The 12,693-nt window shown below is 68.5% G+C and carries 10 protein-coding genes; 2 read left to right on the top strand and 8 right to left on the bottom strand.

Annotated features, from left to right (window positions below; translation table 11 throughout):
• Positions 1 to 55: 55 nt before the first annotated feature.
• The 4 genes from AB5S17_RS13410 to ahcY form a co-directional block, all read right to left on the bottom strand.
• Positions 56 to 799 carry a nucleotidyltransferase family protein gene (locus AB5S17_RS13410; protein ID WP_369240130.1) on the bottom strand — a complete coding sequence of 248 codons (744 nt, stop codon included), beginning with the start codon at positions 797 to 799 and terminating at the stop codon, positions 56 to 58.
• A gap of 21 nt (positions 800 to 820) precedes the next feature.
• Positions 821 to 2,395, bottom strand: coding sequence for a tRNA (adenosine(37)-N6)-threonylcarbamoyltransferase complex ATPase subunit type 1 TsaE (gene tsaE / locus AB5S17_RS13405; protein ID WP_369240128.1), 1,575 nt, complete (start codon positions 2,393 to 2,395; stop codon positions 821 to 823).
• Entirely contained in the window at positions 2,392 to 4,902 is a 2,511-nt protein-coding gene (locus AB5S17_RS13400) for an ATP-binding protein (protein ID WP_369240126.1), read from the bottom strand. Before AB5S17_RS13400 ends, tsaE begins: the two co-directional genes overlap by 4 nt.
• A gap of 312 nt (positions 4,903 to 5,214) precedes the next feature.
• Positions 5,215 to 6,615 carry an adenosylhomocysteinase gene (ahcY, locus tag AB5S17_RS13395; protein WP_369240124.1) on the bottom strand — a complete coding sequence of 467 codons (1,401 nt, stop codon included), beginning with the start codon at positions 6,613 to 6,615 and terminating at the stop codon, positions 5,215 to 5,217.
• Positions 6,616 to 6,823: 208 nt separating this feature from the next.
• Here ahcY and AB5S17_RS13390 point away from each other — a divergent pair, with 208 nt between their 5' ends.
• Positions 6,824 to 8,683 (top strand): hypothetical protein, encoded by a 1,860-nt coding sequence (locus AB5S17_RS13390; protein ID WP_369240122.1) that lies wholly within the window; start codon positions 6,824 to 6,826, stop codon positions 8,681 to 8,683.
• Between the two features lie 221 nt (positions 8,684 to 8,904).
• On the opposite strand, the gene AB5S17_RS13385 is transcribed toward AB5S17_RS13390, so the two are convergent.
• The 4 genes from AB5S17_RS13385 to AB5S17_RS13370 all read right to left on the bottom strand — a co-directional run bounded on the left by AB5S17_RS13385 (position 8,905) and on the right by AB5S17_RS13370 (position 11,809).
• On the bottom strand, positions 8,905 to 9,411 hold the full coding sequence (locus AB5S17_RS13385; protein ID WP_369240120.1) for an invasion associated locus B family protein: 507 nt from the start codon (positions 9,409 to 9,411) through the stop codon (positions 8,905 to 8,907).
• A 382-nt stretch (positions 9,412 to 9,793) separates the two neighbouring features.
• Positions 9,794 to 10,174: a YkvA family protein gene (locus AB5S17_RS13380; protein ID WP_369240118.1), complete on the bottom strand. Its 381-nt coding sequence runs from the start codon at positions 10,172 to 10,174 to the stop codon at positions 9,794 to 9,796.
• Positions 10,175 to 10,336: 162 nt separating this feature from the next.
• Entirely contained in the window at positions 10,337 to 10,939 is a 603-nt protein-coding gene (thpR, locus tag AB5S17_RS13375) for an RNA 2',3'-cyclic phosphodiesterase (RefSeq protein ID WP_369240116.1), read from the bottom strand.
• Positions 10,940 to 11,137: 198 nt separating this feature from the next.
• The gene (locus AB5S17_RS13370) at positions 11,138 to 11,809 is read right to left on the bottom strand and encodes an arylesterase (protein WP_369240114.1); all 672 of its coding nucleotides are present in this window, start codon (positions 11,807 to 11,809) and stop codon (positions 11,138 to 11,140) included.
• 66 nt (positions 11,810 to 11,875) lie between these two features.
• Here AB5S17_RS13370 and AB5S17_RS13365 point away from each other — a divergent pair, with 66 nt between their 5' ends.
• Positions 11,876 to 12,664, top strand: coding sequence for an ABC transporter ATP-binding protein (locus AB5S17_RS13365; protein ID WP_369240112.1), 789 nt, complete (start codon positions 11,876 to 11,878; stop codon positions 12,662 to 12,664).
• Positions 12,665 to 12,693 lie beyond the last annotated feature (29 nt).

Below are 12,693 nucleotides of genomic sequence, written 5' to 3'. Positions count from 1 at the left end.
GCGGCCGTTGTCGAGAGGAAGACGCCTCGGGCGTTGTTGCGGAGCGTTTGGCTTCCTACGCAGCCGCGCTTGCGAGGAACGCCGTTTCGGCTTCCTGGATGGCGGCGGGGGTGCCGACGGTGATCCAGACGCCGTCGAGCCTGACGCCGAAGAAGCGCGCCGCCTCGATGGCGTTGTCGAAGATGCGGTTCAGCGAGAACTTTTCCGCCGCCATGCCCGCAAACGCTTCCGGCTTCACGATCGCCGCGCCGGCATAGATGTAGGGCGAAAAGTCCCGCTCCCCGACGCGGGTGAGCCGCCCCTCCGGATCCATGACGAAGTCGCCGCGGCCCTCGTAGCCGGTCGCCTGGCGCATGTCGGCGATCAGCAGCTGGACGTCCATCCGTTCCGGGTTCCAGAATTCCGCCAGGAGGTCGAGATTGTCGCGGTAGCCGTCGATCCAGAAGGTGTCCGAATTGACGACGTAGAACGGTTCGGGGCCGAGGTCCGGCAGCGCCTTGACGATGCCGCCGCCGGAATCCAGCAGAGCACTGGTCTCGTCCGAGATGACGATCTCCATGTCCTTGCGCCGCCGCAGATGCGCCCGCATCAGGTCGGGGAGGTAGTGGACGTTGACGACGACTTTCTCGACGCCGTTGCGTGCGAGCGCGTCGAGGCCGTAGTCGATCAGGGCCTTGCCGCGGATCTCGACCAGCGGTTTCGGCATGGTCGAGGTGATCGGGCGCATGCGCTTGCCGAGGCCGGCGGCGAGCACCATCGCGGTCTTCGGCTTCTGGTGTCTGATGGGGCGGAGGGTCATAGCGTCTGACTGCCTAGAGATTCATGCGTCACCGGGATCCTCGTCGAGGACGCCCCAGTCGGCGTAAAGGGAGCGGAGCGCCGCCAGCGACGGATGGCCGAGCGTGCGCGCAAGATAGGTCTTAAGCCGCGGTATGTGACGCAGATATTGCGGCTTGCCGTCACGTTCGCAGAGCCGCACGAAGATGCCGAGGATCTTCGAGGCGCGCTGTGTCGCCATGATGGCATAGTCGCGCTCGAAGCCGAAGGCGTCGAAGTCGGCCCGGTCAGCCCTGCGCCTGTCGATATAGGTGCTCACCAGCGACGCCTCGAGCTCGGCGGGGATGTTGACGCGCGCATCCTGTGCCAGCGAGGCGAGGTCGTAGGCGGAAGGGCCGATCATCGCGTCCTGGAAGTCGATCAGGCCGACGCGGGCGCGGCCGCTCTCCTGCTGCCGCCAGATGATGTTCGGCGAATGGACGTCGCGCAGAATGAGGCTCGTCTCGGCGCTTGCCAGTTCGTCGAACAGTTCCGACCAGATCTCTTCGAACAGCGCGCGCTCGTCGCCGGTCGCCTTGCGTCCTTTGCGGGAGGGCAGGAACCAGTCGATCAGGAGGTCGATCTCGGCCTGCATGGCGCGGCGGTCGAAGCGCGGCACGGTGTGGACGATCCCGTCCGCCACCGGGATATCCTGTGGCCAGGGGAAGGCGTGGAGCTCGGCGAGGCACTCGGCGGCAGCTTCGTAGCGCGCCGCGATCGGCCGGCCCGCATCGTCCAGCACCGAGCCGGACCCGAGATGGTTGATGAGGAGAATGCCCTTCTCGATGTCGCTGCGCAGGATCGCCGGCACCGCGAAGCCGGCCGCGTGAAGCGTGCGGGCGAGCGCGACGAAGGGAACGACGTCCTCGGCGATATGGGCGATGCGCGTATAGGGCAGGCCGTCGCGGATCACCGGTCCGGCGGGTTGCCGCGGTGCGTCCATCAGCACCAGCTTGGAGTCGTCCGCATCGACGGTCTCGTAGCGGCGCGGCGAGGCGTCGCCGGTGAAGCGGTGGCGCGCAGCCGTTCCGAGGCCGGCATCGACGAGAAAGGCGCGAAGGGCAAGCGTGCGGGCGATGCGGGCGGCAGCCGGCCCGTCCGCGGTGATCGTCGCGATGCGGCCGGCACCGCCCGGCAGCGTGGCAAGCTGAATCCGCACATTCGCGGCCGCCAGCACATCTGCGGCCCGCTCCGGCCACTCGACCAGCACGACACCGCTCTCCGCGGCGTCCTCGAAGCCGAGTTCCGACAGTTCCGACGCGTCCCCGAGCCGGTAGAGGTCGAAATGGGCGACGGGCGGCGTTGTGTCGTAGCTCTGGACCAGCGTGTAGGTCGGCGAGGGGACTTCGAGCCCGGCATCGTCCGCGATGGCGCGGACCGCGGCTCTGGCGAGCGTCGACTTGCCGGCGCCGAGGTCGCCTTCCAGCGCGACGACGTCACCGGGCCGCAGGAGCAGCGCGAGGTCGGCGCCGAGCCGTTCCGTCGCCTCGGTGTCGGCCAGGATGACCTCCGCCTCGAACGTCGCGGCTTCGGGGGCGGCCCCTCCGCCCGCGCAGGTTTCCGTGTCGGCTGCCTTCATTCGGCGGCGTCCTCGTAGCGCGCCGCGCCTTCCTCGCTGTCCTCGGGGGGCAGGGGGCCGAGGGGGAAACTGCAGGCGACCGTCGTGCCGCGGCCGGGGGCCGAGACGACGTCGACCGCGCCGTGGTGCAGCTCCACGAAGCTCTTGACGATCGACAGGCCGAGGCCCGCTCCGGAATTGCGCCCGCCGCTCGGATTGGCTTCGAAGCGCTCGAAGATGCGCTCGATCTGGTCCGGCGCGATCCCCGGCCCGCGATCGGTCACCTCGAAGCGGATCATGCCCTCGCGGCGCCGCGCGATGAGGTCCACCGTGGATCCGCTCGGCGCGAAGTTCGCCGCGTTGGACAGAAGGTTGAACAGGATCTGGGTGATGCGATGGCCATCGGCGAGGAAGCTGTCGCCGGCGGCGGAGAGATCCACATTGAGCTGGACGCCCGCCGTCTCCAGCCGGTCGCGCACGCCGTCCACCGCCTGTTCGACGCTTCTGGCGATGTCCACCTCCGACAGGTCCAGCTCCATGATGCCGGCGTCTACCGTGGCGAGGTCCAGGATGTCGTTGACGATGGTCAAGAGGGTCGAGGTCGAGGAGGAGATGTAGTCGAGATATTCGCTCTGGCGCTCGGTGAGCGGCCCGGTCTCCGGCGAGCGCAGCAGGGCCGAGAAGCCGATGATGTTGGTCAGCGGCGAGCGCAGCTCGTAGTTCACGTGCTGGACGAAGTCGTTCTTGACCTGGTTCGCCTGCTCCAGCGCCTCGTTCCTCTCGCGCAGCATGCGCTCGGCGGCGCGCGCATCGGAGACGTCCGAGAAGGTCAGCATCGTCTGCCCATTCGGCAGCGGCACGATGCCGTAGACGAAGGTCCGCCCGCCGGAGAGGGCGATCTCGCCGATCTCGGTCTGCCGGCCGGTCTCGTCGAAGGCGGTGACGGCTTCGGAAAACAGCTTCCACCCCGTTGCCCGGCCGGCTTCGGGCGCTGGATTGGACAGGACGGTGACGGCGGTCATCTCGGGCAGCGTCTGGATGCGCGGCTTGCTCTGCAGGTAGGCGGGATCGAAGCCCCACATCTCGGCAAAGGCCGGGTTCGACAGCCGCAGGCGCCCGTCGCTGCCGAACACGGCGACCGCCTCGGTCAGGTAGTCGATGGTCTCGCGCTGGAGGCGCACCGTCGACTTCACCTGGCTTTCCAGTTCCAGCTTCTCGGTGATGTCCTCGAACACCCAGGTCGCGCCGCCGCGCGGCTGCGGCGCGGCGATCACCCGCAGCGTGCGCCCGTCGGACAGGTGCCACATCGCTTCCGTCGGCTCGGTGGCGCGATAGGCCGCGAGGTCCTGTTCCTGCATTTCCGAGCGGAACAGCTTCTCGGTCGGCAGGATGCCCTCGGTGCGCAGGTGGTCGAGCAGCGACAGGTGGTCCGGCTCGGTCTCGAGGTACGCGCTGGTGAGGTCGAAGAGCTTCTGGAAGGCGGCGTTGTAATAGGTCAGCCGGGTCTTTTCGTCGAAGCGGGCGACGGCGGTCGTCAGCTGGTCCAGCGTCTCGGACTGGCTGTCGATCGTCTGGCGCAGTTCCATGCGCACCTGCTCGGTCTCCGACACGTCGATGGCGAGGCCCGCCGAGCCGAGCGGGCCGGCGGCCTCGACCACCGCGAAGTTGCGCCGGTCCGCCTCGACGACGGTCGACAGCTTGGCCGAGAACAGCCCGCCCGCGGCAAGGTCGGCCGCGATGCGCATGCGGTCGTGCTCGCCGAGGAATTCGATCTGCCGGTCGAGCGCGTCGGCGGCGGACTTGGCGTCGACGGACCGCACATAGGCCTCGTTCATCCAGGCGAGCTTGCCGGCGCGATCGCGCAGCCAGATCGGGATCGGCGCATGGTCGAAGAGGTTCTGCATGGTGCTGATCGTCGCGCGCGACAGTTCCTCGGCGCGCTGCAGATCGTGCACCGTCTCGCGCAGGCCCTCGAGCACCACGAAGCGGACCATGGCATAGCCGCCGACCGTGCGGCCGCTCGCCTCGACGGTCGCCCCGTTCGCCCGCTCAAAGCTCAGCCGGAAGGTCTCGGCGTCGCGGCGCAGGCGCTCGATCGCCGCCTGAAGCCGCGCCGCCTCGTCCGCGGCCATCCAGTCGCCGAAGGCGAGGAAGCGCGTCTCGTCGGCCGGGGCGGCGATGCTCGCCGGCAGCTGGCCGAGGACTTCCGGCCGCCCCGGTCCGGCGTAGACGAGCAGGCGCTCGTCTACGGACGACAGGAGCGCCATCCGGACCTCCGCCTCGGTGCGGACCTGGAAGAGGCTGGCACGCAGGCTCTCGTTCTCCGCGGCGAGCGCCGCGCGCTGGCGAATGAGGAAGGTGGTGGCGAACATCGCCGCACCGACGAGCAAAGCGAGAATCGTGAGGTAGAGCACCTCGATCTGGCCGTCGCCGATGCCGAGGGGGCCGAGCGGGGCGCGAAGGCTCTGGGCCATCGCCACCTGGGGCATGAGCACCAGCGGGAAGGCGCCCGCCGCGCGCAGTCCCATTCCGGCCGGGGAGCCGTCGATGCACGTCCAGACTGTGGTGGAATCCCTCATCGTTCCGCTAGCGCTCGCGCGCCCGGATCCGCCGACCTCCGACATCCGCGTATGTCCTCGTCCTTGCCGCCGCTTCGTGAGACTGAACTCAACGCATTCTTCGTGGCAGTCCGAAGACCCCTCATGAGCCACGATTCGGCCATATTAGCGCAGGGCGAGTCACGCGCAATGCACAAGATTTACCACTTCGCAAGAAAGAAAGGCCGCCGACCCCTTGCGGATCGGCGGCCTTTCTGAATCGTGGTTAACGGTGCTGCGTTGTCAGTAGCGGTAATGCTCTGGTTTGTAAGGGCCCTGCGGCGTGACGCCGATATACGAGGCCTGCTCTTCCGAGAGTTCGGTCAGCCTTGCGCCGAGCTTGCCGAGATGCAGACGGGCAACTTTCTCGTCGAGATGCTTCGGCAGGACATAGACCTGGTTCTGGTACTGCTCGCCCTTGGTGAACAGCTCGATCTGCGCCAGCGTCTGGTTGGTGAACGAGGCCGACATCACAAAGCTCGGATGGCCGGTGGCGTTGCCGAGGTTGAGCAGGCGTCCTTCCGACAGGAGGATCATGCGGTTCCCCTTCGGGAATTCGATCATGTCGACCTGCGGCTTGATGTTCGTCCACTTCAGATTGCGCAGCGCCCCGACCTGAATCTCGTTGTCGAAATGGCCGATATTGCCGACGATCGCCATGTCCTTCATCTCGCGCATGTGCTCGATGCGGATGACGTCCTTGTTGCCGGTGGTGGTGATGAAGATGTCGGCCGACGACACGACGTCCTCGAGCTGCACCACCTCGAAGCCGTCCATCGCCGCCTGCAGGGCGCAGATCGGATCGACCTCGGTGACCTTGACGCGGGCGCCGGCGCCCTGAAGCGAGGCGGCCGAGCCCTTGCCGACGTCGCCATAGCCGCAGACGACGGCGACCTTGCCGGCCATCATCACGTCGGTGCCCCGCCGGATGCCGTCGACCAGCGATTCCTTGCAGCCGTACTTGTTGTCGAACTTCGACTTGGTGACACTGTCGTTGACGTTGATCGCCGGGAAGGGGAGCAGGCCCTTCTTCTGCAGCTGGTAGAGCCGGTTGACGCCGGTCGTCGTCTCCTCGGTGACGCCCTTGATGGCGTCGCGCTGCCTGGTGAAGAAGCCCGGGGTCTCCGACATGCGCTTCTTGATCTGCGCGAAGAGGATCTCCTCCTCCTCATTGCCGGGGTTGGACAGGACGTCCTCGCCGGCCTCGGCTCTGGCGCCGGTGAGGATGTACATCGTGGCGTCGCCGCCGTCGTCGAGGATCATGTTCGACGGCTGGCCGTCCGGCCACTGGAAGATCCGGTCGGTGTAGGACCAGTAGTCCGTCAGGCTCTCGCCCTTGATGGCGAAGACCGGGATGCCGGCGGCGGCGATCGCGGCGGCGGCATGGTCCTGCGTCGAGAAGATGTTGCAGGAGGCCCAGCGGACCTCGGCGCCGAGCGCGACGAGCGTCTCGATCAGCACGGCGGTCTGAATGGTCATGTGCAGGGAGCCGGTGATCCGGGCGCCCTTCAGCGGCTTCGAGGAGCCGAATTCCTCGCGGCAGGCCATCAGGCCCGGCATCTCGGTCTCGGCGATGTCCAGTTCCTTGCGGCCGTAGTCGGCGAGGGAGATGTCCCTGACGACGTAGTCGTGCGTGTCCGTCATGTCTGAGGCGTCCGTTCGATGGTGAGCGTTCTGCCGGGAAGCGACCCGGCGATCCGAGCCCGGCTTTATCAGTTGCCGGTGCACCGGGCAAGGGGACATAAAGACTTGCTTATGTCTTGATCGGATGTCGGAGGCTCGCGCCGGCATTGGAGCGGGGCGGGATTCGCGCTAGCGTGGCGGTGCAAGGGCGCGTTCGGGAGGTCCGGGTATGACATCGAGTTTGGCGGCAGGGGCGTTGAGCGCCGCCCTGGCACTTGCCGTTGTGGGGCCGTCGGCCGCCGCCCAGCCGGCGAGCGTCGCGGTGGGCGTTGCCGCGCCTTCGATGCCGTCCGACGGCAACCGGAGCCTGTCCGACCTTCTGCTGCCCTACAGCCCCTATCTGTTCGACGCGGTCGTGACGGCCGGCCGCAGCCTTGCCGAGATCACCTATGGCTCGCGTCGCTACGACCCGATCACCCGCATGCTCGTGGTCGACGACCTGACGATCAAGCGTGCCGGCTTCGCCATGCGCGTCGGCGAGGCGCGGATCGGCGCAGACGCGGCGATCTACGACGATGTGGCGGTGGACACGCGGGCGCTGCCGCTCGATCCGACGGTGCGCCAGGTGCTGCAGCGCCTGGGGCGCGAGACGGTGACCGGCGACATGACGATCAGTGCGGCCGTGAACACGGCGCAGGCCGATTACGACCTCCACGCGTCCCTGCGCCTCGACGGGATCGGCACGCTCGACCTGTCGACCGACCTTCTCGGCTTCCATGTGATGGTGCCGCTGGGGGAGATCGAAGGGCGCGGCGGCAATAGCCCGCCGGAGATCGCCGGCCGCCTCAAGTCGGCCAGGGCGCGCTTCACCGACGCCGGGCTCGCGGCCGCGCTCTACGACGTCGTCGGCAAGGGCCGCGGACTGACCGCCGAGCAGGCGCGCGCCACCGCCTCGATGATCGCGGGCATTGCCGTCGCCTCGCTGTTCAACGACATTCCCGGCGGCGACAAGCCTCAGCTGCGCCAGCGCGAGCATCAGTGGTCGGCGGCCGTCCAGGCGTTCCTCGTCGAGCCGAGCGAGATCGCCGTCGCGCTCGATCCGGCCGAGCCGTTCGACCTGTCGCGCATCGGCCCGCAGAAGCCGCTGGATGCCGACGCGCTGCTCGCCCTGAACCCGACGGTCGCGAGCGGCCCGGCGCCGAAGCTCGCTTTACGCGATCCCGCCGGCCTGACGCTGCCGCCGAACGCGCCGCTGCAGGACGTCCTTGCCACCGCCCAGATCCTGGTGGAAGGGCGCGGCGTGCCGCAGGACATCGAGCGCGCGGTGGGCCTGCTGCTGCCGCCGGCCCGTGCCGACAACAGGGCGGCGATTGCGCTGCTCGCCCGTGCGCTGACGCTCGACCCCGGCGTGAAGATCCCGCAGGACCAGCTCGTCGGCACCTATGTGGCGCTGATCCTCGCCAAGGCGGACGGGCTCGATCCGGCCGAAAAGAGCCTGGCGGCCATCCGGTCCCGCCTCAGCCCCGCCGAAATCGCGGCGGCCGAGGACGATGCCGCGCAGAGATGGCGTCAGACACCGGTCGGCATGCAGCAGCGCAAGGCCGAGGTCGCCGCCTTCCAGAGCCACGACTGGCCGGCCGTGCGCCGCCTCGCCTTTTCCTACTACGAGGGCGTCGCCATGCCGCGAAACGTCATGCGCGCCTATGGCTGGGCCTCGATCGCCGCGGCAGGCGGCGACCGCATCGCCGCGACGTTTCGCGACGAACTCACGCAGGCGGTCAATTCCGGCCGGCTGGTCCTGCCGCTCGACAAGGCGCGCGAGGCGACCGACGATCTCTGGCGGCTGATCATCGCCGAGCCGAAGCCCGTGGAAAAGTCGGCGGCGCCGGCCGCCACGGACACGGCGCCGTCGCCGGCCGCCGGCTCAGATTCAAAGCCGGGAACGACGGCCCCCGAGCCGACCGCGAATGCTCCTGAAGCCGGCTCGTCCGTGCCCGGGCCGTCGGCCCCGGGACCGAAGTCGGAGCAGAGCCCTGCGCCCCCTGCTTCTCCGGCGGTGCCGCCGGAAGGCGCGCGGCAGCGCTCGTAACCGGCGCGGCCCGGCAGCGGCTTTCGGCGCCGATGCCTATAATTCGTTCGGCTCCGGTCCGGAGCTCAGCCCTCGCGAGGCGTCCGGAGGGTGCGCGGTCGGCGTCGTCGTCGGCCGCATAGCGTGGCTCCCGAAACGCAAGAAGCGCCGGACTGGCCGGCGCTTTCTCTAGTTCCGTGAGATGACGGCGGACCGGCCGGCGGCGGCCGGTCCTCGCCTCGTCACTTGCAGGTCTTGATCGAGTTGAGCGCGGCGGTCACGCCCGAGAGGGAGTAGGTGTAGCTGGTATTGGTGCCGCGGTCGGAGACGGCGTCGAGCGACAGCATCTTGCCGGCCTTCATCGCCGCGACCAGCTGCGGCTCCTCGGCGGCGTTCTCCATCCAGGCGGAATCGCCCTTGGTGAACATCGTCCAGTTCTTGCCGTCGACGCCGACCTTCACCTTCGAGCCCGGCTTCAGCTGATAGCCCATCACCGCCTGCGGCTCGTAGGTGACGCCCTGGCCGGGCTTCTGCGAGACCAGGAAGAAGATGTCGCCATGATCGACATTGGTCGGCTTCATCGTGGTCGGGGTCGAGAGGATGTAGCAGACCTTTCCGCTCGAGCCCTGATAGGCATAGGTGCCCCAGGCGTCGAACTGGTTCATGCGGGTCGGGGTCTGAGCCGCATTCGCTGCGCTCGAGATGATCAGGATGGCCGCCGTAGCCGTCAGGACGTGTTTGAGGTTCATGGTTTCCTGCTCTCTTGTGTCGCGTACGTCTGGCTGCCCCCGTGGCCGTTGCCGCAAGCGACGTCGGGCCCGGAAGCGATGATCCTCGGCCACACTAGGGCCTGCCCGTTTATCGATGGTTAACACATGGCAAAGACTGCCGGGCAACATCGAAACAACGTGATGCGCGATCGCATCGACAGAGACGGCGAGGCAGCGGGCAGGGCACCCGCCGGGCCAGTTCACGAAGGCGGAAAGAGGCAAGGAATCCGGCGACAGTTTGACGCTGGTCGGGCAGGAGCGGCGCCCGCCCACCGCGGGTCGGGCGCGGCCGGACCGGTGGCCGGCAAAGGATCGGCGGCGAAGGCCGCGCCGGGCATGATGCCGGCGCGGTCTGGCGAAGTCAGCTGCGGATGGTGCCGAGCGTCTCGCGCGCGTGCTCGTAATGGTCCGGCCGAATGTTCTGCCGGACGGCCCGGAAGGCGGTCAGGAGCACGGCGATGTCGTCGGTGAAGCCGAGGCCGACGATGAAGTCCGGGATGATGTCCGTCGGCAGCACGAAATAGGCGAGCGCCGCAAACAGGATGGCGCGGCTGGCGGCCGGCGTTTCCGGATCGATGGCGCAGTAGTAGGACGCGACCACATCCTCCATGAACGGAATGTGGCGAAGGGCCCGCCGCACCGTTCCGAAGAAGCCGGAGCGCACGCGCTCCTCCTGCCGACGCTGCTCCTCGTCGGAGCCGGGCCGCAGGATTTCGCCAATCATCGTCTTGTCGAACGCCATCGTCGTCTCCCTGCTGATGCGGGGAGGTACATGGCGAGAGAGGGGCACGGCCTCAAGGGGCAGCCCTCCTGCAGGCCACGGAAAACCGTGGAGCCGCCTCGGCTTAGCGGTGGCGGGCGATCCCGCGCAACGGCGCGGCGCGCAAGGCCGGATGCCGGGCGATCAGCCGAACTGCCAGGCGAACTGGCCGGCCGGCACATCCTCGACCGGCCGTCCCTGCGCGAGGCTTCGGCCACGCAGTCCGAAGGCCTCCTCGAGGAGGTACGGGCCGCCGCCGACCGAGTCGCGCGAGGAGAACAGGCCGAACCGCTCGACGCGGAAGGCCCTCGTGCCGAAGCCGCCGCGCAGCGCCAGGTAATGGGCCACCTCGTCGGCCTTCGGCTGGCGCAGCCGGGCGATCGTCACATGCGGGGTGAACTTCTTCTGGTCGGCCGGCAGGCCGAGCCGCTTACAGGCACGGTCGATGTCGGCCTGCAGCGCGAAGAGTTCGGGCGAGGCCTCGACGCCGGCATAGACCGAGTGCGGCTTCTTCGAGCCGAAGGCGCCGAGCCCCTTCAGCGACAGCGTGAAGCCGGAGCGCTCGATCCGGTCGAGTGCGGCGACGATCTCGTCGGCGAGGCGCGGCTCGACGTCGCCGATGAAGCGGAGGGTGAGGTGATAGTTCTCCGGATCGATCCAGCGGGCGGAAGGCAGCCCGCCGCGCAGCAGCGACAGCGACACCGAAACGTCCTGTGGGATCTCGAGGGCAGTGAACAGTCGCGGCATCGGAAATCCTCCGTGCGTCGTTGCCTTCGAGAAGGAGACTTTCATCAGCTTCGCCATCTTTCAAGGCGAGGCGGGCCGCGAAACCTGTGGGAAGCTGGCCGGTTCAGCCGCAATGCACAACAAATCCGAGGGCGCGATGCCGCCGCTCGGCCGGGCGGGCGGAGCCTGCGGGTGCCACCCGCGCGGTCGGGACTCTTCTCAGCCGGCCTTGATCTCGTCGAGGGTCTTCTCCACCAGCGGCAGCATGCGCTTGACGATCACCGCGACGCCCGCCTTGTTCGGATGCATGCCGTCGGCCTGGTCGAGATCCTTCTGCGCCGCGACCCCGTCGAGGAAGAACGGATAGAAGGCGACGTGGTACTTGTCCGCCAGCTCCGGATAGATCGCGTCGAAGGCCTTGGCGTAGTCGGCGCCCATGTTCGGCGGCGCCAGCATTCCGGCGAGGATGACCGCCTGGCCCCGGCCCGTCAGCTTGGCGAGCATCTGGTCGAGGTTCTTGCGCACGATGTCGGGCGAGACGCCGCGCAGGGCGTCGTTGGCGCCGAGTTCGAGGATCACGAGATCGGCGCTTGCCGGCACCGACCAGTCGAGACGCGCAAGGCCCCCGGTTGTCGTGTCGCCCGACACGCCGGCATTGGCCACGGTGACGTCGTAGCCGTCCTTCCTCAGCGCCGCCTGCAGCTGTTCGGGAAAGGCTTCGCCCGGGCCGACACCATAGCCTTGGGTCAGGCTGTCGCCGAAGGCGACGATCTGCAGCGCGTCGTCCGCCTTTTTCCCCGAAGCGCCGCCGGTCTGAGCCGACGCTGCGCCGCAAAAGACGAGGAATGACAAAACCGTCACCATCGCCGCGATCGGTTGGAAGCGTTGCATCGCACACCCATATTGCTCGGGCCCGAACGGGAGCCGGCCGGGCACCGAAATATAGGAGCATGCGTCTTGGCGGAAGCGGCGATCCGACTGAAAAACGTGCATCTGACGCTTGGCTCCGGACGCAGCTCCGTCCATGTGCTGAAGGGCATCGACCTGAGCGTCGACCGCGGCGAATCGGTCGGCATCGTCGGCCCGTCCGGCTCCGGCAAGTCGACGCTGCTGATGGTGCTCGCCGGGCTGGAGCGCGCCGATTCCGGCGAGGTGGAGATCGCCGGCCGCTCGCTCGTCGGACTCAGCGAAGACGCGCTCGCCGCCTTTCGCGGCCAGAACGTCGGCATCGTCTTCCAGTCCTTCCATCTCATCCCGAACATGACCGCGCTGGAGAACGTCGCGGTCCCGCTGGAGCTTGCCGGCGCCCCCGACGCGTTTGAGCGGGCCGAGCGCGAGCTCGCCAATGTCGGCCTTGCGGATCGCACCGGCCATTATCCCGGCGCCCTGTCCGGCGGCGAGCAGCAGCGCGTCGCCATGGCGCGGGCGCTCGCCCCGGAGCCCGCGATCCTGATCGCCGACGAGCCGACCGGCAATCTCGACCAGGAGACCGGGCGGCAGGTCGCCGACCTCTTGTTTGCCGAGCGCGAGCGCCGCGGCATGACCATGGTGCTGGTCACCCACGACCCCGCCCTCGCGCATCGCTGCAGCCGCGAAATCGCCGTGCGGTCGGGCACGATCCACGACGAGGGCGGCCGGCGCGGTGCATCCGGCGCCGGCGATCCGGCGGGCGAGGGCGCGTCCGGGGCGGCGGGCTCCGCCGCCGCCGGCCGTCCGCACTCCGTCGCCGAAGCGGCAGCGCCATGACCGCGATCGAGCGCGGCTCGGATTTTGCG

It is taken from the genome of Jiella sp. M17.18 (genome assembly GCF_041027365.1).
Classification (GTDB): domain Bacteria; phylum Pseudomonadota; class Alphaproteobacteria; order Rhizobiales; family Rhizobiaceae; genus VKMB-3413.
Note: the sequence above shows the minus strand (reverse complement) of the source record. Positions and strands in the feature narration are given on the sequence as shown.